Annotated in this window: 21 protein-coding genes and 1 pseudogene; 15 read left to right on the forward strand and 7 right to left on the reverse strand. The window is 38.7% G+C overall.

Annotated features, from left to right (window positions below):
* The first annotated feature begins 129 nt into the window (after window positions 1–129).
* The 10 genes from gyrA to I6F47_RS12345 all read left to right on the forward strand — a co-directional run bounded on the left by gyrA (window position 130) and on the right by I6F47_RS12345 (window position 11,410).
* On the forward strand, window positions 130–2,829 hold the full coding sequence (gene gyrA / locus I6F47_RS12300) for a DNA topoisomerase (ATP-hydrolyzing) subunit A (protein WP_121954985.1): 2,700 nt from the start codon (window positions 130–132) through the stop codon (window positions 2,827–2,829).
* Between the two features lie 321 nt (window positions 2,830–3,150).
* Window positions 3,151–4,233 carry a 3-phosphoserine/phosphohydroxythreonine transaminase gene (gene serC / locus I6F47_RS12305; RefSeq protein ID WP_010552860.1) on the forward strand — a complete coding sequence of 361 codons (1,083 nt, stop codon included), beginning with the start codon at window positions 3,151–3,153 and terminating at the stop codon, window positions 4,231–4,233.
* Window positions 4,233–5,510 (forward strand): 3-phosphoshikimate 1-carboxyvinyltransferase, encoded by a 1,278-nt coding sequence (aroA, locus tag I6F47_RS12310; RefSeq protein WP_197103362.1) that lies wholly within the window; start codon window positions 4,233–4,235, stop codon window positions 5,508–5,510. The genes serC and aroA overlap by 1 nt, the downstream gene beginning before the upstream one ends.
* A gap of 106 nt (window positions 5,511–5,616) precedes the next feature.
* A complete protein-coding gene (gene cmk, locus I6F47_RS12315; protein WP_007583052.1) occupies window positions 5,617–6,327 on the forward strand; it encodes a (d)CMP kinase in 711 nt (236 codons plus the stop codon).
* 95 nt (window positions 6,328–6,422) lie between these two features.
* On the forward strand, window positions 6,423–8,090 hold the full coding sequence (gene rpsA / locus I6F47_RS12320; RefSeq protein ID WP_002961176.1) for a 30S ribosomal protein S1: 1,668 nt from the start codon (window positions 6,423–6,425) through the stop codon (window positions 8,088–8,090).
* A 67-nt stretch (window positions 8,091–8,157) separates the two neighbouring features.
* The gene (gene ihfB, locus I6F47_RS12325) at window positions 8,158–8,445 is read left to right on the forward strand and encodes an integration host factor subunit beta (RefSeq protein ID WP_007583054.1); all 288 of its coding nucleotides are present in this window, start codon (window positions 8,158–8,160) and stop codon (window positions 8,443–8,445) included.
* A 21-nt stretch (window positions 8,446–8,466) separates the two neighbouring features.
* Complete coding sequence (locus I6F47_RS12330; RefSeq protein ID WP_007583056.1) at window positions 8,467–8,748, forward strand: lipopolysaccharide assembly protein LapA domain-containing protein; 282 nt, start codon at window positions 8,467–8,469, stop codon at window positions 8,746–8,748.
* A 2-nt stretch (window positions 8,749–8,750) separates the two neighbouring features.
* Window positions 8,751–9,887: a lipopolysaccharide assembly protein LapB gene (gene lapB / locus I6F47_RS12335; protein WP_010552858.1), complete on the forward strand. Its 1,137-nt coding sequence runs from the start codon at window positions 8,751–8,753 to the stop codon at window positions 9,885–9,887.
* A 350-nt stretch (window positions 9,888–10,237) separates the two neighbouring features.
* Window positions 10,238–10,942, forward strand: coding sequence for an orotidine-5'-phosphate decarboxylase (gene pyrF / locus I6F47_RS12340; RefSeq protein ID WP_197103360.1), 705 nt, complete (start codon window positions 10,238–10,240; stop codon window positions 10,940–10,942).
* 93 nt (window positions 10,943–11,035) lie between these two features.
* Entirely contained in the window at window positions 11,036–11,410 is a 375-nt protein-coding gene (locus tag I6F47_RS12345; RefSeq protein ID WP_007583062.1) for a hypothetical protein, read from the forward strand.
* A 43-nt stretch (window positions 11,411–11,453) separates the two neighbouring features.
* Here the strand turns inward: I6F47_RS12345 and I6F47_RS12350 are convergent, their stop codons facing one another.
* Window positions 11,454–12,287 (reverse strand): CvfB family protein, encoded by an 834-nt coding sequence (locus I6F47_RS12350; protein WP_024590152.1) that lies wholly within the window; start codon window positions 12,285–12,287, stop codon window positions 11,454–11,456.
* A gap of 2 nt (window positions 12,288–12,289) precedes the next feature.
* A complete protein-coding gene (locus I6F47_RS12355; protein ID WP_007583068.1) occupies window positions 12,290–13,618 on the reverse strand; it encodes a DEAD/DEAH box helicase in 1,329 nt (442 codons plus the stop codon).
* A 208-nt stretch (window positions 13,619–13,826) separates the two neighbouring features.
* Between I6F47_RS12355 and trhO the strand changes: the two genes are divergently transcribed.
* The 3 genes from trhO (at window position 13,827) to I6F47_RS12370 (ending at window position 17,592) form a co-directional block, all read left to right on the forward strand.
* A complete protein-coding gene (trhO, locus tag I6F47_RS12360) occupies window positions 13,827–14,834 on the forward strand; it encodes an oxygen-dependent tRNA uridine(34) hydroxylase TrhO (RefSeq protein ID WP_007583069.1) in 1,008 nt (335 codons plus the stop codon).
* A gap of 148 nt (window positions 14,835–14,982) precedes the next feature.
* A complete protein-coding gene (locus tag I6F47_RS12365; RefSeq protein WP_197183946.1) occupies window positions 14,983–16,878 on the forward strand; it encodes a DUF294 nucleotidyltransferase-like domain-containing protein in 1,896 nt (631 codons plus the stop codon).
* 3 nt (window positions 16,879–16,881) lie between these two features.
* Window positions 16,882–17,592, forward strand: a complete 711-nt coding sequence (locus I6F47_RS12370; RefSeq protein WP_165721556.1) for a 3'-5' exonuclease — start codon at window positions 16,882–16,884, stop codon at window positions 17,590–17,592.
* 242 nt (window positions 17,593–17,834) lie between these two features.
* Here I6F47_RS12370 and I6F47_RS12375 read toward each other — a convergent pair whose 3' ends face one another.
* On the reverse strand, window positions 17,835–19,415 hold the full coding sequence (locus tag I6F47_RS12375) for a BCCT family transporter (RefSeq protein ID WP_024590156.1): 1,581 nt from the start codon (window positions 19,413–19,415) through the stop codon (window positions 17,835–17,837).
* An 895-nt stretch (window positions 19,416–20,310) separates the two neighbouring features.
* Here I6F47_RS12375 and egtB point away from each other — a divergent pair.
* Window positions 20,311–21,582 carry an ergothioneine biosynthesis protein EgtB gene (egtB, locus tag I6F47_RS12380; protein WP_197183947.1) on the forward strand — a complete coding sequence of 424 codons (1,272 nt, stop codon included), beginning with the start codon at window positions 20,311–20,313 and terminating at the stop codon, window positions 21,580–21,582.
* A complete protein-coding gene (egtD, locus tag I6F47_RS12385; RefSeq protein WP_165721558.1) occupies window positions 21,579–22,553 on the forward strand; it encodes an L-histidine N(alpha)-methyltransferase in 975 nt (324 codons plus the stop codon). The genes egtB and egtD overlap by 4 nt, the downstream gene beginning before the upstream one ends.
* Before the next feature lie 279 nt (window positions 22,554–22,832).
* Here the strand turns inward: egtD and I6F47_RS12390 are convergent, their stop codons facing one another.
* The 4 genes and pseudogenes from I6F47_RS12390 to I6F47_RS20775 all read right to left on the reverse strand — a co-directional run.
* Window positions 22,833–23,720, reverse strand: a complete 888-nt coding sequence (locus I6F47_RS12390; protein WP_197183948.1) for a PhzF family phenazine biosynthesis protein — start codon at window positions 23,718–23,720, stop codon at window positions 22,833–22,835.
* Window positions 23,704–25,377, reverse strand: a complete 1,674-nt coding sequence (asnB, locus tag I6F47_RS12395) for an asparagine synthase B (RefSeq protein ID WP_007583083.1) — start codon at window positions 25,375–25,377, stop codon at window positions 23,704–23,706. The genes I6F47_RS12390 and asnB overlap by 17 nt, the downstream gene beginning before the upstream one ends.
* Before the next feature lie 153 nt (window positions 25,378–25,530).
* Window positions 25,531–26,199 carry a pyroglutamyl-peptidase I gene (gene pcp, locus I6F47_RS12400; RefSeq protein ID WP_080670012.1) on the reverse strand — a complete coding sequence of 223 codons (669 nt, stop codon included), beginning with the start codon at window positions 26,197–26,199 and terminating at the stop codon, window positions 25,531–25,533.
* Window positions 26,192–26,287: pseudogene (locus I6F47_RS20775) on the reverse strand (5-oxoproline transporter, DUF979 family subunit); the annotation flags it as partial. The gene pcp and the pseudogene I6F47_RS20775, both read right to left, overlap by 8 nt.
* Between the last annotated feature and the right edge of the window lie 28 nt (window positions 26,288–26,315).

Raw genomic sequence — 26,315 nt, forward strand, 5'->3', positions numbered from 1 at the left:
TAAATCGCAAAGTTTTGCGCCTGTAAATTAAAATTAATTGTGATAGCATGGCTGTTAGAAATAATAACAATACTCTTAATACCCAATACCGGGTTGTTGAGAGCTGATACTGAAGGAATGTGATATCAAATGACTGATCTCGCCAATGAAATTCTGCCAGTCAATATTGAAGACGAGTTAAAAAACTCCTACTTAGATTACGCAATGAGCGTAATAGTAGGACGTGCATTACCAGACGTACGTGACGGCTTAAAACCTGTTCATCGCCGCGTTTTGTTTGCAATGAACGAGCTTAGTAATGACTGGAACAAGCCTTACAAAAAATCGGCCCGTGTGGTCGGTGACGTAATCGGTAAATACCATCCACACGGCGACAGTGCAGTTTATGACACGATAGTTCGTATGGCTCAGCCATTCTCACTACGTTATATGCTTGTAGATGGCCAAGGTAACTTCGGTTCGGTTGATGGTGATTCAGCAGCGGCAATGCGTTATACAGAAGTACGTATGGCAAAAATGTCGCATGAGTTATTAGCCGATCTTGAAAAAGAAACGGTTGATTTCGTTCCTAACTACGACGGCACTGAGTTCATCCCTGACGTGTTACCTACGAAAGTCCCTAATTTATTAGTGAATGGTTCGTCGGGTATTGCAGTAGGTATGGCTACAAATATACCACCACATAACTTAACTGAAGTTGTGAACGGTTGTTTGGCACTTATTCAAAATCCTGATTTAACTATTTTAGAGTTAATGGATTATATTCCTGGTCCTGATTTCCCAACGGCTGCAATTATCAACGGTAAAAAAGGCATTGAACAAGCCTATTTAACTGGCCGTGGTAAAGTGTACATGCGTGCACGCGCCGACGTCGAAACCGATGAAAAAACAGGCCGTGAAACAATCATCGTTCACGAAATTCCTTATCAAGTTAATAAAGCCCGTTTAATTGAAAAAATTGCTGAGCTTGTTAAAGATAAGAAAATTGAAGGTATTAGTGCACTACGTGATGAATCAGATAAAGACGGTATGCGTATCGTTATTGAGATTAAACGTGGTGACGTAGGCGAAGTTATTTTAAACAACTTGTATTCACAAACTCAGTTACAAACTGTGTTTGGTATGAATATGGTTGCATTAATTAATAACCAACCTAAGTGTTTTAATCTAAAAGAAATGCTTGAAGAGTTTATTATTCACCGCCGTGAAGTAGTAACTCGTCGTACCGTGTTTGATTTACGCAAAGCGCGTGACCGTGCTCATACGCTTGAAGGTTTAGCAATTGCGCTTGCAAACATTGACCCAATTATCGAGCTTATTCGTAAATCCCCTACACCTGCTGAAGCTAAAGTTGCTTTAACTGCACGTCCGTGGGAATTAGGTCATGTACAAGGTATGCTTGAAAAAGCAGGCGAAGATAATGTAGCCCGTCCAGATTGGCTTGCTGATGATTTAGGTATTCGCGACGGTCAATACTATATTTCTGAGCAACAAGCTCAAGCAATTCTAGATTTGCGTTTACACAAGTTGACTGGTCTTGAACACGAAAAAATCTTAACTGAATATCAAGCGTTATTAGAGTTAATTGCTGAGCTACTTTATATTTTGGCAACACCTGAGCGTTTAATGGAAGTTATTCGTGACGAACTAGTTGAAATTAAAGCGCAGTATGGCGACGAACGTCGTACTGAGATTAATGCAGCGGCTCACGATATCAGCCTTGAAGACTTAATTACTGAAGAAAACGTTGTTGTAACGCTTTCTCACGAAGGGTATGTGAAGTATCAGGCATTGTCTGATTACGAAGCACAACGTCGTGGTGGTAAAGGTAAGTCAGCAACGAAGATGAAAGATGAAGATTTCATTGAACGTCTGTTAGTTGCAAATACACACGATACTATTTTATGTTTCTCTACGGCCGGTCGTTTATATTGGCTTAAAGTGTATCAGTTACCACTAGCAAGTCGTGCAGCGCGCGGTAAGCCAATTGTTAACTTGTTACCACTTGAAGCTGATGAACGTATAACTGCTATATTGCCAGTACGCGAGTACGCAGAAGATAAATATATCTTTATGGCAACTGCATTCGGTACAGTTAAGAAAACACCATTAACGGCTTACAGTCGTCAACGTGCAAGCGGTATTATTGCTGTTAACTTAAATGATGGCGATAGCTTGATTGGTGTTGATATTACCGATGGTAGCAACGAAATTATGTTGTTCACTGATGCAGGTAAAGTTGTACGCTTCAAAGAAGCTGAAGAAACAACAGTTGTTGATGAAAACGGCAACCCAGTATTAGACGAAGAAGGTAACCCTGAGATTCGCTTCAAAGGTGTTCGCCCAATGGGTCGTACTGCTACAGGTGTTCGTGGTATTAAAATGCCAGACGAGCAACGCGTAGTATCGTTAATTGTACCAAAAACTGACGGTGCCATTCTAACGGTAACTGAAAATGGTTACGGTAAGCGTACACAACTTGAAGATTACCCATCTAAGAGCCGCGCAACACAAGGTGTTGTATCAATTAAGGTGAGTGAACGTAACGGTGCTGTTGTTGGTGCTGTGCAAGTTGATGACAACGATGAAATAATGATTATTTCGAATCGTGGTACCTTAGTACGAACTCGCGTTAATGAAGTTTCAACGGTTGGACGTAACACACAAGGTGTTATTTTGATCAGAACTATTGACGGAGAGCAAGTAGTTGGTTTACAACGTATAGAAGAGATTGAAGTTACAGAAAGTGACTTAATTGATATTGAAGACGTTGAAACAGTAGATACGGTTATTGATGAAGTAGCGGATGATAATCCTCCTTCAGAATAATTGATATTGAAAAAGCGGCCTTGGCCGCTTTTTTTAATGTTGTTGAAAAAAATTAATAGGGTGTGAAATTATACTCATACCAATTCGCTTAATTAAGAGATCTATTTTGAGGGTGGAAAAACGTGTTGATAGCTAGGCAAAAAATTCGCTATTTAGTTGTTCTAAATGAGAATTTTTTAACGCAAGTAGCGACACGTTTAGCCCCGCAAAATGATTAAGTATTATTGCGGATTGGTATTATTCATTAAATTTTAAAGGTTTAGCGGATTGGTATTAAATGTTCATGCTTAATAGTTAAATTACTGGAATGAGGCAAAGGTAATGAGTAAATATAATTTTTGTGCGGGGCCAGCTATGCTTCCGCAAGCGGTTATGAAAAAAGCGCAAAAAGAGTTTCTAGATTGGCAAGACCTAGGTGTGTCTGTGATGGAGATTAGCCATCGTAGTAAAGAGTTTTTAGCGCTTACAGCTAAATGTGAAGCTAGCCTTCGTCGCCTAATGAATATTAGTGATGAATTTGAAGTGCTGTTTATGCATGGTGGTGGTCGTGGCCAGTTTAGTGCTGTGCCATTAAACTTACACCAAGAAGGCAAAACAGCGTTTTATTGTGAGAATGGCGTTTGGTCGAAAAGCGCCAGAGATGAAGCGAATAAGTTTACTCAAACGTCTTTTACGGATGTCCGTAATGATGCTGATGGTGAGTTTTCAATTAAAGACGTTGCTGACTGGGAATTACCAGAAGACGCTGCGTACATCCACTATTGCCCTAATGAAACTGTCGATGGCTTAGAGATTTTTGATGTACCAAGCCACCCAACAGCTCCGATTATTGCTGATATGTCTTCAACTATTTTATCGCGTGAGATAGACGTTAATAAATTTGATTTGATTTACGCTGGTGCGCAAAAAAATATCGGTCCATCGGGCATATCAATTGTTATTGTTCGTAAAACATTACTTGAGCGCGAAGGTTTGCCAAAGCCCGGTATTTTAGATTACGCACTTGAAGCAAAGCAGGGCAGTATGTTTAATACCCCACCTACCTTTGCTTGGTATTTAGCGGCTGAAGTATTTGAATGGCTTGAAAGCAATGGTGGGGTAAAAGCCATGGAAGCACAAAATATTGCTAAAGCAAATTTACTGTATGATTTTATCGATAACTCAGATTTTTATTCAAATATAGTCGCTAAACATTGCCGCTCACGCATGAATGTTCCATTTTGGTTAAACGATGAAAGCTTAAATAGCAAATTTGTTGCTCAATCAAACGAGGCCGGTTTACTTGCACTTGAAGGTCACAGAATTGTGGGCGGTATGCGCGCAAGTATTTATAACGCTATGCCTCTTGAAGGTGTTCAAGCACTTGTAGATTTTATGGCTGCATTTGCAAAGGAGCACAGCTAATGGAGCAGCTCCGTTTAGAACCTATTTCTAAAGTAAATGGCACGGTAACCCTACCAGGTTCAAAGAGTCTATCGAACAGAATTTTATTATTAGCAGCACTGGCAAACGGTACCACCGTTGTAGAAAACTTACTTGATAGTGACGATATACGCCATATGCTGGGTGCTTTAAAGTTATTAGGTGTAAATGTAACTTTAAATGATGAACACACTGTAGCGACCGTAGAGGGAGTTGGTGGTGTGTTTAATACACCTACTGAGCCCTTGTTTTTAGGTAATGCAGGTACTGCTTACAGACCTTTAACGGCTGTACTTGCTGCCGTTAAAGGTGAGTATGAGCTAATAGGCGAACCACGTATGGAAGAGCGTCCGATAGGGCACTTAGTTGATGCTCTACAAGCGCTTGGTGGTGATGTTACCTATACAAAACACAAAGACTATCCACCACTTAAAATTGTAGGTGGTCAAATAAAAGGTGGTGAGGTTGAAATTGACGGTAGTATTTCAAGTCAATTTTTAACGGCTCTATTAATGGCAGCGCCATTATTTAGCGGTGATACTACGATAACGATTAAAGGTACTTTAGTATCTAAACCTTATATTGATATTACGCTTGATGTAATGGCACGTTTTGGTGTTAATGTTGAACACAGTGATTATGCAACTTTTAAAGTTAAAGGTGGTCAACAGTATCAATCACTCGAACGAATTATGGTTGAAGGCGATGCATCTTCTGCTTCTTACTTTGTTGCTGCGGCTGCAATTGCTGGCGGCGAGATTGAAATTAAAGGCGTGGGTGCTAAATCAGTTCAAGGTGATATAGGCTTTGCTAAAGTAATGGAGCAAGTAGGCGCAAAAATCGATTGGTATGATGAGCGTTTAGTTGTTCGCAAAGGCGAATTAAAAGGCGTAGATATTGACGCTAATGCAATTCCTGATGCTGCTATGACCCTTGCAACTGTTGCTCTTTTCGCTAAAGGCCCAACTGCCATTCGTAACATTTATAACTGGCGAGTAAAAGAAACAGACCGTTTATATGCGATGGCAACTGAGCTTAGAAAAGTAGGTGCAGAAGTGGTAGAAGGGCATGACTTTATAGAAATTACACCGCCTAAACACTTCAACGATGTAGCAATAGACACTTACGACGATCACCGTATAGCCATGTGTTTTGCAATGGTTGCCGTTGGTGGAAAGCCAATAACGATTAATGATCCAAAGTGTACCTATAAAACATTTCCTACATTTTTCAATGTTTTAGCGTCAGTCAGTGAATAAGCTAATTAGAAGTAATTACAAAAGTTACACACTAATAGCAGATATATTTTAATAACTGACGTATAATGTCGCGGTTTATTTAGGTGTGCATTGCAGGAGGTTTTAAATGCAGGCGTTATTAATGCCCGTGATCACCGTTGATGGCCCAAGTGGTTCAGGTAAAGGAACTGTTTGTCGCTTGTTAGCCGACAAGTTAGGGTGGGATGTATTAGATAGCGGTGCGATTTATCGCGTTTTATCTTTAGCTGCACTTCATCACCAAATTGCATTAGACAATGAAGAAGGGCTTGTCCCTCTTGCTGCAAATTTAGATGTGCAGTTTTTGGTAGATAGCCAAACTAATGCAGGAAAAGTTATTTTAGAAGGCGAAGATGTAACCACTACTATTCGTAATGAAGAAGTAGGCGCTGCAGCATCAAAAGTTGCAGCATTACCTCGCGTTCGTGAAGCGTTATTACGTCGCCAGCGTGCATTTCGCACTGAAAACGGCTTAATTGCCGATGGCCGTGATATGGGCACTGTGGTTTTTCAAGATGCGCCGTTAAAAATATATTTAACAGCAAGTGCAGAAGAGCGTGCTCGTAGACGCTTTGTTGAGTTGAATACGCGCGGTCTTGATGTTACACTAAGTGGTCTATTACAGGACATTCAAGCTCGTGACGAGCGCGATATGAATCGTGCCGTTGCTCCGCTTGTACCTGCAGATGATGCTATTGAGCTTGATACTAGCGAACTCAATGCACAGCAAGTGTTTGATAAGGTAATAACTTTATTGGATATTGCAATCTCTGAAGGTAAGCTTCCTAAACGAAGCTAAACACATTTTATGCGCCAGCAGGATGCCAGTGCTATTTTAACAACCCCATGCAGCATGGTTGCTTATTGGTATTAATATATGAGACGTATATTCGTATGTCAGAAAATTTTGCGCAGTTATTTGAAGAAAGCTTAAAGGGTTTTGAAGCAGAGCAAGGCTCTATCGTTAAAGGTACAGTAATCTCTATCGAGAATAACATTGTACTTGTAGATGCTGGTCTTAAATCAGAAAGTGCTATCCCTGCTGAGCAGTTCAAAAATGCTGCTGGTGAACTTGAAGTTGCTGTAGGCGACGAAGTAGATGTTGCACTAGATGCAATTGAAGACGGTTTCGGTGAAACTATTCTTTCTCGTGAGAAAGCTAAGCGTCACGAAGCATGGATCCGTCTTGAGAAAGCATGTGAAGAGCAAGAGACTGTTACTGGTGTTATCAACGGTAAAGTTAAAGGCGGTTTCACAGTTGAAGTTGATTCAATCCGTGCTTTCCTACCTGGTTCACTTGTTGATGTTCGTCCAGTACGTGACACAACTCACCTTGAAGGCAAAGAGCTTGAATTTAAAGTAATCAAGCTTGACCAAAAACGTAACAACGTTGTTGTTTCACGTCGTGCAGTTATCGAATCTGAAAACTCACAAGAACGTGAAGAGCTTCTTGCTAACCTTGTTGAAGGCCAAGAAGTTAAAGGTATCGTTAAGAACCTTACTGACTACGGTGCATTCGTTGACCTTGGTGGTGTTGATGGTCTACTACACATTACTGATATGGCTTGGAAGCGTGTTAAGCACCCTTCAGAAATCGTTAATGTTGGCGACGAAATCGCAGTTAAAGTTCTAAAATTCGACAAAGATAAAACTCGTGTATCTCTAGGCCTTAAACAGCTTGGTGAAGATCCATGGGCAGCTATCGCTGGTCGTTACCCAGAAGGTTCTAAACTTTCTGGTCGTGTTACTAACCTTACAGATTACGGCTGTTTCGTGGAAATCGAAGAAGGCGTTGAAGGTTTAGTACACGTTTCTGAAATGGATTGGACTAACAAAAACATCCATCCTTCAAAAGTTGTTAGCTTAGGCGACACTGTTGAAGTTATGGTTTTAGAAATTGACGAAGAACGTCGTCGTATTTCTCTTGGTCTTAAGCAATGTATTGCTAATCCTTGGCAGGAATTTGCTCGTCTACAAAACAAAGGCGATCAAGTTACTGGTAAGATCAAATCAATCACTGACTTCGGTATCTTTATCGGTCTTGACGGTGGTATTGACGGTCTTGTACACCTTTCAGACATTTCTTGGAATACACCTGGCGAAGAAGCTGTACGTGAATTCAAGAAAGGCGACGAAATCACTGCTATCGTATTGCAAGTTGACCCAGAGCGTGAACGTATCTCTCTAGGTGTTAAGCAAATCGAAGCTGACCCATTCAATAACTACCTTGATGCAAACAAAAAAGGTGCTATTGTTAAAGGTAAAGTGACTGAAGTTGATGCGAAAGGCGCAACTGTTGAACTTATCGAAGGCGTTGAAGGTTACATCCGTGTAGCTGATATCGCTCAAGAACGCGTTGAAGATGCAACTACTGTTGTTTCTGTAGGCGACGAGATTGAAGTTAAATACGTTGGTGTTGATCGTAAGAACCGCACTTTAAGCTTATCTGTAAAAGCTCTTTTCGAAGCAGAAGAGAAAGAAGTACTAGAGAAGCTTAAGAAAGAAGAGCCAGTGTTTGAAAACGCAATGGCAGCTGCTTTCGCAAATGCACAAAAAGACTAATATATAATTAGTTTTTAGTTGGAAGGGCATTTTTTGCCCTTCCTATATCTCTTTTTAAGGAAACGCTATGACTAAGTCAGAACTGATAGAAACACTTGCGGAACAACACGCACACGTTCCAGTGAAAGATGTTGAGAATGCTGTAAAAGAAATTCTTGAACAAATGGCCGGCTCATTATCTACTTCAGATCGTATTGAGATCAGAGGTTTTGGTAGTTTCTCTTTGCATTTCCGCGCTCCTCGCACAGGTCGTAATCCTAAGACTGGCGATACAGTTGAGCTTGAAGGAAAGCATGTACCTCATTTTAAACCAGGCAAAGAATTACGCGACCGCGTAAATGAAAGCATTGCCTAGTTAACTTAGTGGAGTAGTTACTTGTTCAAGGTATTAAAAATTATTCTGGTTGCGCTATGCCTCATCAGTGCATTTGTATTAGGGTCACAAAACCCACAGTTAGTACAAATAAATTATATTATAGCCAGTAATACACTACCTTTAGCTGTAATAATAAGTATCTGCTTTTTATTAGGTGTTTTAGTGGGTTGTTTTATTAGCTTTAAATTGTTTTCACAATTAAAGTGGCAAAACTACCGCTTAAAAAAGCAATTAGCGCCTGAAAAAGATAAAAAAAAGCTTGCCGCGAATAAAGACACCTAACTATGATTGAGCTTTTGTTTTTACTATTACCTGTTGCCGCCGGTTACGGCTGGATTATGGGTAAAAACAGTGCTAAAAACCAAGCTCATCAACTAAATCGTCAGATCACTTCTGAATACAGCAAAGGCTTAAAGTTTCTACTCGACAGAGAAGAAGACCAAGGCTTAGAGCACTTGATTAATTTGCTTGAAGTTTCAGCTGACTCTGTTGAACACTATTCTACACTTGCCACCATGTTTCGCCGTAGAGGTGAATTAGACCGCGCAATTAAAATTCATGAACTTCTATTAAAACACCCAGGCTTAAATGAACAACAAGCTGCAACTAGCCGTTTAGAACTTGCCGAAGATTATATAATGGCTGGTCTACTAGATAGTGCAGAAGAGCACTTAGTTTGGTTAGTTAAGGCTGGCCATGTAGAAGCGCTAGACCCTATTATTACTTTATATTCGCAAACCCGTGAATGGGAAAAAGGCATCAACATGTTTGAAGCCCACAGCGAACTATTTTCAAAAGAACAACAATTTAAAGCGATTGCTAATTTTTATTGTGAATCAGCTTTAAGTGATAACACACCCCAACTAATGAGAAAAGCGATTAGCTTAAATTATAAAGCCGTACGTCCGCTTTACGAGTTAGGATTAGTTGCTTACGCGAAAGAAGATTACGTTAAAGCTATTTATTACTGGCGTGAGCTTGTATCACAATTCACTTTGTTTGCGCCGTTGTTTATTGATGAGCTAGCTCACAGCTATAAACAATTAAATTTAACGCATCAATTTCATGAATTAGTCAGTGACTTGTTAGAAAAGGGCGGTGTATTAATTAAAATAAAACATTGCCAAGCATTGCTTGAGCAAGGACACACTAAACAAGCCTTTGAATTTCTAACTGATAGCTTAAAACGTCAACCTACTATTCGTGGTTTCAGTTTTTTACTGCAATTAATGGGTGACCAAAATAAAAATACTAAAGAAGTACTTAATGAAATTGATAAGCTTGTAACCTCTTATATTGCTACAAAACCTGATTTCCAATGTCAGCATTGCGGTTTTACAAGCTACACCATATATTGGAATTGCCCTTCTTGTAAGCATTGGGAAACCATTGTTCCAAGTCGAGGCTTAGACGGATTTTAATAACCCCTTAAATAATATCGGATTTAACTATGATAATTTTAGCAAATTAAACTGAGAGTTTACTGGGTTGGAATTTTTTGATGTTGTGTCTATATAAATTTCTCTACACCTTCTCTCAAATTACCAGCTAGCACTATTGCATTAAATCTACTTATACAATTACTTTATATCAATTCGCTTAATTAAGTGGTCTGTTTTGAGGTAAGAAAATTGTGTCGATAACAAGGCAAAAATTTCGTAATATTATTGTTCTATATAAGAAATTTTTAACGCAGTTAGCGTCAGATTTGGTCCTCAAATTGATTAAGTATTATTGCGGATTGGTATTATAGCCATACATTAGGATAGTCATGTCTTTCGAACAGTCAAAAAAAATTCTTATAGCATTAGATTACGATGATCAAGAGGTTGCTTTAAACTTTGTTAAACAACTTTCTCCTGATACATGTCGTCTTAAAGTAGGCAAAGAGATGTTTACTTATTTTGGACCTGCATTTGTTAAAGAGTTAATTGATTTAGGTTTTGATGTTTTTCTAGATTTAAAATTTCATGACATCCCTAATACAGTAGCTAAAGCTGTTACTGCAGCTGCGAAAATGGGTGTGTGGATGGTAAACGTTCATGCTTCTGGTGGTTTTGAAATGATGAGCAAAGCTAAATCGGCTCTAGAACAATTTGGCGATAAAGCGCCATTACTTATCGCGGTTACTGTATTAACAAGCATGGATGAAACAGAACTAAAGCGTTTAGGCGTTGATAAATCTGCTCAAGAGCAAGTTATATATTTAGCTAAGCTTGCAAAGGAAGCAGGGCTTGATGGCGTTGTGTGTTCTGCACAAGAAGCAAAAGCTTTAAAAGCAGAGTTAGGTGAGAACTTTAAACTTGTAACACCAGGTATACGTCCTGAAGGCAGTGATGCTGGCGATCAAAAGCGTATTATGACTCCTAAGCAAGCAATAGATGCAGGAAGTGATTATTTAGTTATAGGACGACCTATTACTCAGGCGGATGATCCCGTAAAAGTGCTTAGTGATGTTAATAGATCTATAGAATAATTTAACAAAAAGCAGCAATATAGTGCTAAAAGCCCTTACCTCATGGGTATTTTATGTTACATTATTAGGATTGAAATGTAGTAGGGGTTTGTTTTGAAGTTATTATTAGGTTTTATAATTATTATTGTTGCGGGTTTTTCAGTAAATAAAAATCTTTTTTCTAATAAAGCATATGATGATGTTACATCAGTAACAGATATAATCACGAATTACCCTGTCAATATGTTCGATTTTAAACAAACAATGCAAGATTATGCACACCACCTGTGTTACAAAAATGAGGATACACTTACATCTCAGCATATAACAGTAACTGATTGCATATCTAAGCTTGATGATAAAAAAATAGAATGCGAAAAGAAGGTTTTTCGTTTGGCACCGCTTAACCTAGAGTCAAAAGGTGAAGTGCTTGATTATTCAAGGCAATATACGCAATGTACATTGCCTTATAAGTATATTTTAGGTTAATTACAAACAGATAATATTAGTAATTACAGCCTATTATTTATAATTAAGATCTTAAGCGAATGGATTTCGCTTCAATATCTATCAACTCTTGTTTGAATAATCCACCAATTGCTTTTTTATAGTTAGCTTTACTAGTAGAAAACATCTTTTTTATTGCTTCAGGTTCAGATTTATCACCTAATGGGATAACACCACCTTCATTTTTTAGTTTTTGCATAATAGTTTCACCAAGGTCACTTACTTTTCCCATACCTGGTTTTTCTAATACAACATCAATTTTTCCATCTTCACGTACTTTCTGAATGAAGCCTTTAAGCTTTTGACCCACAAATAAGCTTTTAAATACCATATTATAAAAAACAACACCGAAATGCGATTCTTCAATTAATACCTTGTAGCCAATATCTGTTTTGCCAGCAACAATTAAATCCACTTCTTGTAAGTGAGTATATTGCGGCTCATCTTTAGATAGGAAGCGATTAAAGTTGTTTGATGCACAAATACGTTGGCTTGCATTATCAAGGTACAAACGAACTAAATATGAGTGACCTTCTTGCATGCGTGGTTTTTGTTCGTTAAACGGGGTTAGTACATCTTTCTCAAGACCCCAATCTAAAAATGCACCAATACTATTAATTTCTTTAACGCGAAGCAGGGCATATTCACCTACTTGTGCGTGTGGCTTTTTAGTTGTGGCAGTTGCTAAGTTAGCGTTGTCTAAAAAGATAAATACACTAATGCTATCGCCCGCTTCAAGCTCATGTTTAATTTCTTGTTTTGGTAAAAACACTTCACCTAAATCATGACCATCTAAGTAAGCACCTTCGTTACTCACTTCTTTTACAAATAATGTTTGTGTGGTTCCTAGGTAACTCATAATTATTCCTGCTCAGTCTTTTTTTTACGGCGCATTGGTGTATCGCCATCAATGTTCATTGGTGCTTTAATTGGTGCTGTTGGCTTTTTAGGTTTGGCTTTGCGTTTAAATACAGGCTTTTTAACAGCGGCGGATTTTTCTTTAGATTTATCCCACGTTGCCTCAGGCTTTTTCTCTTTTAAACCTTTAAACTTAGCTTTTAAGCCCTCTACGCTCGCAAATTTTAACTCATCATTTAAAAATGCTTTAATAGCTAAATAACTTGCCCAATCTTTTGGGCCAACTAATGAAATTGCGTTACCTTTAAAGCCAGCTCGTCCTGTACGACCTATGCGGTGTACATACTCTTCAGCGTGTTTTGGTAAATCAAAGTTAATAACATGCGTTACACTTAGTAAATCTAAACCACGAGATGCAACATCGGTGGTGATTAATATTTTAAAGTTTTCGCGACTAAACGAATCCATTATATCTAAACGTTTATTTTGTGTTAAATCACCAGCAAGCGCTACAGACTTGAAGCCTTTAGCATTAAGCGCTTCACTCAAGCGACTCGTGTCAGAACGTGTTGCTGTGAAGATAATGCATTGACCAACATCATCTTGATTCAAAAAGTGCTCTAATAGCGCTTCTTTGTGATCAAGGTGATCGGCTAGATATAAAGTTTGTTTAATATCGCTATGTTGCTCGTTCGCTGCACTTAGCGTAATTTGCTTTGGTTTTTTTAATAGGTTACGTGATAGAGCATCTACTTGAGCATGGTCAAGTGTTGCAGAAAACAATAACGTTTGACGTAAACGGTGATTAGCTTGCTCGTTAATCATTTTTAACTGCTCGGTAAAGCCTAAATCTAAAATACGATCGGCTTCATCAAAAATAAGCAGTTCTAGTCCACTCAATTGTAATGAACGTTTTGTAATGTGATCAGCTAAACGCCCTGGTGTAGCAACTACGAATTGTGGGTCGTTTCTAAGTGCTTTTATTTGGTCATTAAAGTTTTCGCCACCAAGTATTTTTACGGCCTTAATGGCTGTGCCTGCAATTAATAAACGCAGCTGGGTAAATACTTGCGTAGCAAGCTCACGAGTAGGAGCAACAATAAGTACACGAGGATCGCGTTTACTGAGTGCTTTTTGTTTCATAACCCTTTGTACAGCAGGTAATAAAAACGCCAAGGTTTTGCCCGACCCAGTTTTAGACTGAGCGAAAATGTCATGCCCTGCAAGTGCGGTAGGCACTGCATGCGCTTGAATATCGGTGGGCTGGGTGATCCCTTGATGTGCTAACTGTGTTTCAAGGCGTGTATCAATCCCAAGATCAGTAAACTGCAATGTGTGTTTCTCCAAAATGAGCAAATTAAGTCTATAAATTTATCAGCGCATTATAGCTTACACAGATAGGTCGCTAACAGTAAAAACCAATCTATAGCGCTATTTTTTGCAATTAAACTAAAAAAGCGTAAAATACGCGCCCCATATGCGCCGGATTTACGATTCGGTAAACGCCAATACTGGCTAATAAGGCAAAATAGGAAATAGAATGACTGTTGTTCATAAAGATAATGTAACGGGCGATCACTTTGTAGTATGTGCGCTGTATAAATTTGTTGGTTTACCTGAATTTGAAGCTATCCGTAAGCCGTTGCTTGAAGTGATGGAAGCAAATGAAGTACGCGGTACTTTACTACTCGCTGCCGAAGGTATAAACGGCACTGTTTCTGCAAAACGTGAAGGGATAGACAACTTATTAGCCTGGCTTGATGAGCAACCAAATTTAAAAAACATCGTAACAAAAGAATCTTACGATGATGAATGCCCGTTTTACCGCACTAAAGTAAAACTAAAAAAAGAAATTGTAACGATGGGCGTTGAAGGCGTAGATCCGCTTAAAGTTGTGGGTAGCTATGTAAAGCCAAATGAGTGGAACGCACTTATATCTGATCCAGAAGTAATTTTAATTGATACACGTAATGATTACGAAATTGAAATTGGTACATTTCAAAATGCAGTCGATCCAAATACTAAAACCTTTCGCGAATTTCCACAGTGGGCTAAAGAAAACTTAGACCCTGAAAAACATAAAAAAGTAGCGATGTTTTGTACAGGTGGTATCCGCTGCGAAAAATCGACGGCCTACATGAAAGAGCAAGGTTTTGATGAAGTTTATCATCTTGAAGGCGGCATTTTAAAATATCTAGAAGAAGTGCCAAAAGAAGAAACCATGTGGGAAGGCGAATGTTTTGTATTTGATAATCGCGTTGCGGTTGATCACGACTTACAAAAGGGCTCTTATGATCAATGCCACGCGTGCCGTATGCCAATTACAGAAGACGAAAAGTTAAAGCCTGAATACATGGAAGGTGTATCTTGTCACCATTGTATTGAAGAAGTGACAGACGAGCAGCGGACACGTTTTGCGGAGCGCCAAAAGCAAATAGAATTAGCGCAAGCCCGTGGCGAAGGCCATATTGGTAATGAGGCACAAGCTGTTTTACAGCAACGTAAAGAAGCCAAAAAAGCCCAAAAAGACGCTCAGCGCGGTAAATAAATTTTTACAATAAGTATTATATTTAAAGAGTCTATTTAGGCTCTTTTTTTGTGCCCAAAATTGTGCAGTAATTGTTTTCACACTCCGATGATAGTGTTAATCTGCAAAACAGATTTAGTCATTTTAATGCGCATATAGGAAGGGATTTATGCAAGCCGAACAAGTTGAAATCGCACAATTTTTAGCACAACATCCTCCTTTTGATGACTTACCTCAAAAAGCGCTTAATGAGCTAGCTCAACAAGTAGAAGTTGCTTATTTTAGAGCAAAAACAGACATTTTAAGTTTTGGACAAGACATATCTGATTTGTATGTGATTAGAAGTGGTTCTGTAGAAATGTATCGCCGAAATGGTGAGCTATACAATCGTTTGGCCATCGCAGGAATATTTGGTCAAATGGGTTTATTGATGAACCGTAAGGTGCGTTTTCCTGCAACTGCCCTTGAAGATACGTTAGTTTATTGTATAAATGTCGAGCTATTTAATCGTTACTGTGATGAGTTTGATGCGTTTGCTGATTACTTTGAAACAGATGGTAACGTGCGTTTACATCAAGCTATTGTTGAACAAGCCGATGGCAATGACCTTACAACCGCTAAAGTAAAATCATTAATTCACAGAGATGTAGTCACCGTAGATGCAACATCTACAATACAAGATATCGCTAAATTAATGACCGAAGAGGCGGTATCGTCAGTTTTGGTAACCGATGTAAATAAACCAATAAACGACGATCCTGAGGAAGATGATGGACAAGTCGTTGGCATAATAACCGATAGGGATTTACGCTCAAAAGTAGTGGCTAAAGGGCTTGCTTTTAACACACAAGCAAAAGAGATTATGTCTACTAACTTAGTGCTTTTAGACGCTAATGACTATATTTTTGAAGCAGTACTGGCCATGCTCAGAGATAATCTCCATCATTTACCTGTAGTACAAAAAAGACGTCCTATAGGAGTTATCTCCCTCTCTGATATTTTACGTTACGAATCGCAAAGCAGCTTATTACTTGTACGCGGCATACTTGCTCAACAAACAATTGAGGATTTAGCGCATTATGCACGCCAATTACCCAATGTTTTTGTGCGTATGGTTAATGAAGATGCAAATTCACACATGATTGGCACTGCCATGGCCGTTATTGGGCGTACATTTAAACAAAGATTACTGGTATTAGCTGAAGAAAAGTTTGGTCCACCTCCCGTTCCTTATTGTTTTATTGCACTGGGCTCCATGGCTCGCGACGAGCAACTTATTGTAACTGATCAAGATAACGCACTAATTTTAGATGACAGTTACGACGATGAAAAACATAACGCGTACTTTCAAAATATTGCCGATTTTGTGTGTGATGGCTTAGCGCAGTGTGGTTACACTTATTGTGATGGCGAAATAATGGCGTCGTTTAAAAAATGGCGTAAAACTCGCTCAGAGTGGTTCGATCAATTTGCTGATTGGATAGCCCAGCCAAAACCACAAGCACTGCTTAATAGCTCTATATTTTTTGATTTAGACGGTGTGTGGGGCAAAACCAAGTGGGCCGACGAGCTTAAAATATTTATAGCGAAACAAAGTAAAGTGAATCGCGTGTTTCTAGCAAATATGGCGGCAAATGCTCGAAATAGGACACCACCTCTTGGCTTTTTTAAAGGCTTTGTTATGGAGCATAACGGCCAACATAAGCGTTCAATGAACTTAAAACGAAGAGGTACTGCACCACTTTCTGATGTTATACGTGTACACGCATTAGCTATTGGTTCGCGTAAACAAAACTCGTTTGAGCGATTAGAAGATATTATTGAAGCTAAGCTATTACCGCAGGGTAAAGCGCAAGATTTACGTGATTCACTTGAGTATATTGCTATGATGCGAATTCGCCATCAAGCGTGGCAAATAGAGAAGGGCGAAGAGCCTGATAACAACTTAGACCCACATTTACTGTCTCCTTTTGAACAGCGAAACTTGAAAGAGGCATTCGCTATTTTAGAAAAAGCACAAAGCTATTTAAAATTTAGCTACACAGCAAACTCTGGTGTGAAGTAGCCTATGAATCCGCGCAATTATAAAGCAGTTGATTGGCAAGCTAGATACAACGAGCTTGCTAACAACACCGAAAATAAACTTCTAAAACACTTTTATGCAGGTGCTTATAACCAAGATAAAGCCGCAGTAGAAGATGTGCCTTTTGTAGCAATGGACTTTGAAACAACAGGTTTAAATAGCCAGAACGACGATATAGTGAGTGTTGGCTTAGTGCCGTTTAATTTAAAGCGTATTTATTGCAAACACAGTCGGCATTGGGTTGTTCAACCAAGACGTAACCTGCATGAAGAGTCTATTTTAATCCATGGAATAACGCACTCTGAGGTGGATGACGCCCCTGATTTTAACCGAATTATTGAACCTTTACTTGAAGCGCTAAGTGGCAAAGTTGTCGTGGTGCATTACGCTGCAATAGAGCGCCATTTTTTAAATAATGCGTTATTACTGAGGCTTAAAGAAGGTATTGAGTTTGCTCTTGTTGACACAATGGAGCTAGAAAAAAGAGCACTAAAAGAGAGGCAAGGTTTATTAGGCCGATTATTTAATACAAAACTAGGCTCGCTCAGATTAACAGATTGCCGTGCGCGTTATTCCCTACCTGCGTACCAAAATCATAATGCGTTAACGGATGCACTTGCCACAGCTGAGCTTTTACAAGCGCAACTGAGTCATCATTACCGTGTAGATACTCCAATCTCAGAGTTGTGGGTATAATACTAATACGCAATAATACTTTAATCATATTGAGGGTTAAACCTGACGCTAGCTGCGTTAAAAATTTCTCATTTAGAGCAATTAAATAAAGAAATTTTGCCTTACTATCGAGAAGTTTTTCCTGCCACAAAATAGATCACTTTATTAAGCGAATGGATATAACCTTAAATAGTTAAATAAAAAAGCGCCGCAAAAATTGCGGCGCTTTCGTTACTAATTAAAAGTATTGCTTACTAAAAGTATTATTTAACTGGGCGAGGCTCAGTTCGTAAACCTAAAACTAAGCTTAAACACATAAACAACAATACAATAGTAAATGGCAAGCCTGTAGAAACAGCACCTGCTTGTAGTGCTTCGATTGCTTGTGTACCACCAATCCAAAGTAAGGCCGCTGCAATTGCGCCCTCTACCGTTGCCCAAAATATACGTTGTGGCACCGGTGCGTCAATTTTACCGCCAGCTGTAATTGAATCAATGACTAATGAGCCTGAGTCAGATGACGTAATAAAAAATACTAACACTAATATAATCGCAATAAATGATAAGATATTAGATAGAGGTAATGCATCAAACATCTGGAACATAGCTAAAGGGACATCAGTTAAACCATTAGTGCCTAGTGCACCAACACCATTAACTACTTGATCAATAGCAATACCGCCGTATATAGACATCCATAAAATAGTGACAGCAGTAGGGACGAGTAATACCGCAATTAAGAACTCACGAATTGTACGACCACGTGATACACGCGCGATAAACATACCTACGAACGGTGACCAAGAAATCCACCAAGCCCAGTAAAATACAGTCCAGCCATGCATCCATGTTTCGTCTTCACGGCCGTGAGGATTACTCAATGGAATAATGTTTTCTACATAGCCCATCACGGTAGTCGGTACATTACCCATTGCTACAGCAAAGCCCACTAAACAAACAAACAATAATAATGAGAAAGCAATTAACATGTTTACATTACTTAGCAGTTTCACACCACCGTCAATACCGCGAACCACAGAAACAATGGCTAAAAGTGTTACACCCGCAATAACTAGAATTTGAGAGCCAATGCCACCTTCTGTACCAAATACATGGTTAATACCTGCAGAGGCTTGTTGAGCACCTAAACCTAAAGATGTTGCAAGGCCAAATAACGTAGCAAGTACAGCTAAGATATCAATGATATGACCAGGCCAACCCCATGCTCTATCACCTAATATAGGATAAAAAATAGAACGAATAGAAAGCGGTAAACCTTTGTTATACGTAAAAAATGCAAGAGATAAACCAACAACAGCGTAAATAGCCCAAGGATGAAGACCCCAATGGAACATAGTTGCGCCCATTGCTAATTTTGCAGCTTCTGGTGTATTAGCGGCTACATTAAGTGGTGTTTCGTACCAACCAGTAAAGTAAGCAACCGGTTCAGCAACGCCCCAAAACATAAGGCCGATACCCATACCTGCAGCAAATAACATAGCAAGCCATGAAACTCGAGAGTGAGAAGGTTTAGCATCATCACCACCAAGGCGAATATTCCCGTAAGGAGAAACAATAAGTGCTAAACAAAAGAGTACAAAGAAGTTAGCAGCCCACATAAATAGGGCATCAAAATTATTAATAATATCGGTCTTGATACTATCAAGCGCTGTTTTTGCAGTTTGTGGGTCGGTAACAAGTATGGCGATTAAAAAGATGACAATCAGGCCCGCACTAGTTCCAAAAACAGGGTTGTGTATATCAAACCCCCACTTTTGTACGTTGTCCTGACCTACGGTGTAGTCCGTATTGTCAATACTATATTTGTCATGATTTTCCTTCATGCAATACCTCTTTAGTTGTCCTAACAAGCCAAAATAAATTCGGCGTCATATCGAATTACATTAGCCTTTAAATATTAAGTAAAAAGTAATACCGTAATTATTTGAAGACTAACTAATTTGAAGAGTGATCATACAGCTAGTAGTGTATGAGTTAAATATTAAATGTAAATGAATTTGTATTTAAAACGCTGTTTATATAGCCAAATTAATGATTCTTTTATTTAAAAAGCCCTAAAATTATAAATTCAGTGAACGTTAAAATTTAGTTTGCTATTAAAAGTATTAATTTACTTAGTTAAGTAAAAAAAGATCACTTTTAAGCAACTTAATTAATGCTTAAATACTAGGGCTTGTTGATCTTTTAGGATTAAAATTTGTTCAATTTAGGAGCTGTTTAATCGATCCTAGGTTTGTAACCTAACGGTTCGATAACTGCTCCTGCGTTATTCTGCATGCTTACATACACGTGAGAATAATTAAAAGCTGAGCAGCAAAGAGCAAATTTCCCTTTAGGGCTAGTATAAATTTATAAGCTGATAAGCATCTTTAATCAAGTTGTAATATGAATATGATTTAACACAACATTAGGGCATGTTGAATTTTGGCGATTGAATTTACAGTAGTATGTTTGGTTTTTAGGCAAGGCAGAGCCTATGTAGTGTGGTCATTCCCCATAAATAGGCGATAACGCAGCATAAATACCAAACATACACTGCCCTTTGGGTTCTTTCTAGGGACGATTAACTCTTTGTTACTCGGTTTTTACTTAGCCCACTAGGTTACAAACCTCGTGCCGCGATTTAATCGCCCCTAGATTGAACAAATTTCAATCCAAAAAGCTCAGCATGCCCTAAGCTATATTTTATAAATAGATAGGCAAAGGATTAATACTATTATGCGTGAATGCGTTACAAACAATACCAATCAAAACGAACTTGTTAAACGCTTTTGCAGCGTTAGAGGCGAAAGCCTGGCTATTATTGAACCACTCACTGTAGAAGATTGCCAATTACAAGCTATGGCAGATACCAGCCCAAGCAAATGGCATTTAGCGCACACCACGTGGTTTTTTGAAACGTTTTTACTTAGTGTTTACTGTAAACAGTACACTGTGTTTAACTCTCACTACCGAATGCTTTTTAATTCTTACTACAATGGGATTGGAGAGCAATTTAAACGGGCAAACCGAGGTAGTTTATCTAGACCTAGTTTAGATGAAGTTTTAGCTTATAGAGAGCATGTAGATAGCTGTGTGGTTGAATTACTTAAAACTGAAGTTAGTCCACAAATTAAAGATATTATTGAACTTGGGTTACACCACGAGCAACAGCATCAAGAACTAATGCTTATGGACATCAAATATAACTTTTCAGTAAATCCGTTATTTCCGCAATATAAAACATCGCCTTTAAACAGCCAAAACAAATCAGCAGATATTAAGCCTCTCAATTTTATAAATTTTGAGCAAGGTATTATTAATATAGGTACAAATGCCGACGATGAATTTGCATATGATAACGAGCGCCCCAAACACCAAGTATTAATTCATCCATTCAGTTTTGCTAATAGATTGGTCACTAATGGGGAGTATTTAGACTTTATAAATGCAGGTGGATACAGCAATCCACAGTATTGGTTAAGTGACGGTTGGGCAAATATACAAAACAACGCTCTAACGCAACCATTATATTGGCATTGTATAGATAACGAGTGGTTTGAGTTTACACACTATGGATTAGAGCCTCTCAATTTAAATGCCCCGATCTGTCATGTTAGTTATTTTGAGGCCAGTGCCTATGCTAATTTTGTAAAGGCTCGCTTGCCTACAGAGTTCGAATGGGAATATGCAGCTAAAAATGCACCTTCAACAGAGATTAATAATCACTACCTAACACCACAGCAAGCAAAAGGTGATGCTGAAATAAATCAGTTAACTGATTCGTGTTGGCAATGGACGAACAGTGCATATTTACCATACCCCGGTTTTAAGCCTATTGAAGGAATAGCAGGGGAATACAATGGTAAATTTATGAATAACCAAATGGTGTTACGTGGTGGGTGTGTGTTTACCCCTCAAAACCATTTACGACAAACATACCGTAATTTTTATTACCCGCATCAAGCGTGGATGTGCAGCGGGATAAGACTAGCTAAGGATATAGTATGAGCCAAGTAACAGCGATTAAGCAAAGCAACATAACCGACACTGAATTTCTAAACGACGTGATAAGCGGATTAACTCAACAACAAAAAACGCTTCCGTGTAAATATTTTTATGATGATAAAGGCGCTGCATTATTTGAGCAAATAACAGCCTTACAAGAGTATTATGTTACACGTACTGAGCTTTCTATATTAGAGCAACACTCAAAGTCGATTGCTCAAATGCTACCTGAAAACCTCTCTATTATAGAGCCCGGCTGTGGCTCGGGTAAAAAGGTAGCCTATTTATTAGCGCATATGGCAAACGTTAAAACCTTTGTACCGTTTGAAATATCTGAGGAGATGCTCAGTTATTCACTTGCACATTTGTCACCATTATTTCCAGATTTGGCAATTTCGCCATTATTAGGAGACTTTACACATAGCCAAATGGTCAAACAGCTAACCAAAGACACCGCTTTAGACAGTCAAACTAATTTGGTGTACTTTCCGGGCTCTACTCTTGGTAATTTTGCCCCAGTTAAAGCCATAGAAATTATGAATAATTTCCATCGCTTATGCGGTGTAAATGGTTATGTATTAATTGGGGTTGATTTAGTAAAAGAGCGCCAAGTGTTACTTGATGCATATAACGATAAGGCGGGAGTTACCGCTGCTTTTAATAAAAATTTACTACAACGTATTAATAACGAGCTAAACGGCACATTTAATATAGATAACTTTAGCCACGAGTCACGCTTTAACGAGCAACATAGCCGTATCGAAATGCATTTAGTAAGTAATCGTACTCAAAGCGTGATTATAAATGATCAGCAAATAGACTTTATAGAAGGCGAAAGTATCCATACAGAAAACTCTCACAAGTACACGCTCGAGTCGTTTAAGCAGCTTGCAGCGCAAGCTAATTTAAAGTTAGAGCAAACATGGCAAGACGATAGTAACTATTTTGCCTTGTGCTTATTAAGACCGCTTTAAACGTTACTTAAGTTTAGGGCGTGTTGATCTTTGATAGTTGAATTTGCAGCAATATGTTTGGTTTTTAGGCAAGGCAGAGCCTATGAAGTGTGGTTATTCCACATAAATAGGCGATAACGCAGCATAAATGCCAAACATGTGCTGCCCTTCGGGTTCTGCCTAGGGGCGATAAACTCTTTGTTGCTCGATTTTTACTTAGCCCACTAGGTTACAAACCTCGCGCCGCGATTTAATCGCCCCTAGATTGAACAAATTTCAATTCGCAAAGATCAACACGCCCTAGTAAATGACAACTTGGGCATTGTTAAACTCATAGTTTAGCAATGCGCCATTATTTGACTGCTGTACAAGCATAGCTTTATTTAAACCGTGTAGTCTAAATAGCAGGGGTGCAATAACAGATACCGCAGAGCCTGTAGCACTGTCTTCATTTACACCAAACTGGGGTGCAAAGTATCTAAAATGCGCTATAGCATTTATTTTTTCTATATTTTTTATACTAAGCGCTATAACAGCATTTTTATGGAGTTTATTCAACGCGTTAAAATCAACGTGTAAGCTTTTTAAATCGTCTTTTTCAACTTCTTTATCGAATTCTTTAATAAAGAATTTATTAAATTCTTTATTAAATAATACAACCGTATAACCGTTTTTGTCGCCGGTACTGTAGGCTGCTTTTATTGCTGATGAAAACACACTTTTTAACTCACCTATAGCTAACTCACTTTTTTTTGGCTCTATGCTTTTTAGTAACAGCTGAGCGCGTTGTTTTTTTACTCTTATAGTAAAGCGCTCATTACTCATTGAAGTAAATACTTCAGGGCAATAACCCAAATGGTCTATTAAAAAATTAGCGGCTGCTAAAGTACCATGTCCACAGCGTTTAATTTCACTCGTTTGATTAAACCAGCGAATTTTACAATGGCGTTTAGCTATCTCATTTTGATTTAAAAATACGGTAGCAGGGTAAGTTGATTGTGATGCAATATATTGCATTATTTTTGATGTTAACCCATTTTTATAAATAACAATTAAAGCGCTTGAGCCTTTTAAGTTATGTGCAGAGCTATAAAAAACAGATTCGGTGGAAATGAGCTCTATAAAGCGAAGCGTAAGCCATTTAGGCTTACGCTTCGCTAAACAAAGAGTATTAACCTTTGCTTGCATATGCGTCGTTATGAACGCCTGCAGCACGACCTGATGGATCAGCATTGTTTTGGAACGATGCGTCCCATGCAAGTGCTTCAGGAGTCGAACACGCTACCGATTTACCATGAGGTACACATTTAGCTGATGCATCACCAGGGAAATGCGATTCAAAAATAGTACGGTAGTAGTAAGCTTCTTTTGAATCTGGCGTATTAATAGGGTATTTAAATTTCGCATTTTCAAGCTCTTGATCGCTCACTTGCTCATTTACAAACTCTTTTAAGGTATCAATCCAGCTGTAGCCTACACCGTCTGAAAACTGCTCTTTTTGACGCCATAGCACTTCATCAGGTAAGTAACCTTCAAAGCCTTCACGTAAAATGTGTTTTTCAATTTTTCCATCTTTACACATTTTAGCTTCAGGGTTGATACGCATAGCAACATCAACAAATTCTTTATCAAGAAACGGTACACGTGCTTCTACGCCCCATGCCGCCATTGATTTATTAGCACGTAAACAGTCAAACATATGCAGTTTTGATACTTTACGGTTTAGCTCTTCATGAAACTCTTGTGCGTTAGGGGCTTTATGGAAGTATAAGTAACCACCAAATAGCTCATCAGCACCTTCGCCAGATAACACCATTTTAATGCCCATTGCTTTAATTTGGCGAGCCATTAGGTACATAGGTGTAGAGGCACGAATTGTTGTTACGTCGTAGGTTTCTATGTGGTAAATCACTTCACGTAATGCATCAATACCTTCTTGAATGGTAAAAATGATAGGGTGGTGAATAGTACCAATCATGTCAGCTACTTTTTGTGCAGCCGCTAAATCAGGTGAGCCTTCAAGACCTACTGAAAAAGAATGCAGCTTAGGCCACCATGCATCGCTTTCGTCGTTATCTTCAATACGTTTTGCAGCAAAGCGCTGGGTAATAGCAGAGATAACCGATGAGTCTAAACCACCAGAAAGTAATACACCGTAAGGCACGTCACACATTAATTGACGTTTAACGGCCGCTTCTAATGCATCTTTAACGTCTTGCGCTTCTGCGCTGTTATCTTTAACTGCATCAAATGTTTCCCAATCACGTTTGTAATAAGGCGTCATTTTACCATCTTTGCTGTACAGGTAATGCCCTGGTGGAAATTCTTCAATATGCTTACAAATTGGAGAAAGTGCTTTTAGCTCAGAAGCAACGTAAAAGTTACCGTGCTCGTCGTGACCGGTGTAAAGCGGGATAATACCAATATGGTCACGGCCAATTAAGTAAGCGTCATTTTCTTCATCGTATAAACAAAATGCAAAAATGCCATTTAGATCATCTAAAAAGTCAGGCCCTTTTTGTTTATACAGCGCTAAAATAACTTCACAGTCTGATTGAGTTTGAAAAGTAAAATCAACATCTAGCTCTGCTGCAAGTTCTTTATGATTATAAATCTCGCCGTTAACCGCTAAAATATTTGTTTTCTCAGGATTGTATAAAGGCTGTGCACCGCTTGATACACCAACAATAGCTAAACGCTCATGTACTAAAATAGCTTTTTCAGATGCATATACACCAGACCAATCTGGGCCACGGTGTCTAAGCAGCTTTGACATTTCAATTGCTTGGGTACGCAATTGAGTGGGATCAGATTTAATATCTAATACCCCAAAAATTGAACACATAGTAACTCCTCATTCCTATTATGTGTGCAGCAGAGCCAATTTGCTGTGCTGCGAAACCTTGTTTTATCAGAAAAAATTACTCAAGTCACATAGCTTTTACAATTAATTAAGAATAATTTATGCACCAAGCTAGATGTAATTGCACCAAAGTGGTTAATGCGTAGTTCCTGCTGCTATTTTTACGTCGCTATTATTGTTTAAAGCTTGTGCAATCATAACTCTCAGGGCATTAATAACGGTTTCTTCGCTCATGCTTGGTGCGCCATTGTGGTGCACAGCTTGGCTTGGTAAATAAGGAATATGCACAAAGCCACCTTTCATTACAGCGCAGTGATCATTTATGTAATGCATAAGACCATACATAACGTGATTACACACATAAGTACCTGCTGTATTGGAAATGGCAGCAGGTATATTGCTGTTGTGCAATGCTTGTAACATGCGCTTTATTGGTAAGTTTGTGAAATAGGCATCAGGGCCATTTTTTTCTATTGGTGTATCGATAGGCTGCTTACCTGCATTGTCTTTAATGCGTGCATCGTCAACGTTTATTGCAATACGCTCAATTGATATTTCGCTGCGCCCACCAGCTTGGCCTATACATAAAACAACCGCCGGATTGTGCGACTCAATGGCGTTTATAAGCTGACTGATAGACGTATTAAATTCACAGGCAAGTTCTAGTGTGCATATTTTGTGTTTCATGATGATAGTTTCATCAAGTTTTTGCACTGCTTGCCAAGAAGGGTTTATAGCTTCGCCACCAAAAGGAGCAAAGCCAGTTATTAATACACACGGCATAGTAGAAGTTGATTTAGTCATTAAACACCAAGCTATACATTAAAATAATATTAACGGCGAGTAAGGTAACGGCCGTCGGAATTTGAACCTTTATTACATGGTACCTATTTTTAAAATCTAGGGCGTGTTGATTCTAG

The organism is Pseudoalteromonas sp. NZS37, from assembly GCF_015864265.1.
GTDB classification, from domain to species: domain Bacteria; phylum Pseudomonadota; class Gammaproteobacteria; order Enterobacterales; family Alteromonadaceae; genus Pseudoalteromonas; species Pseudoalteromonas arctica.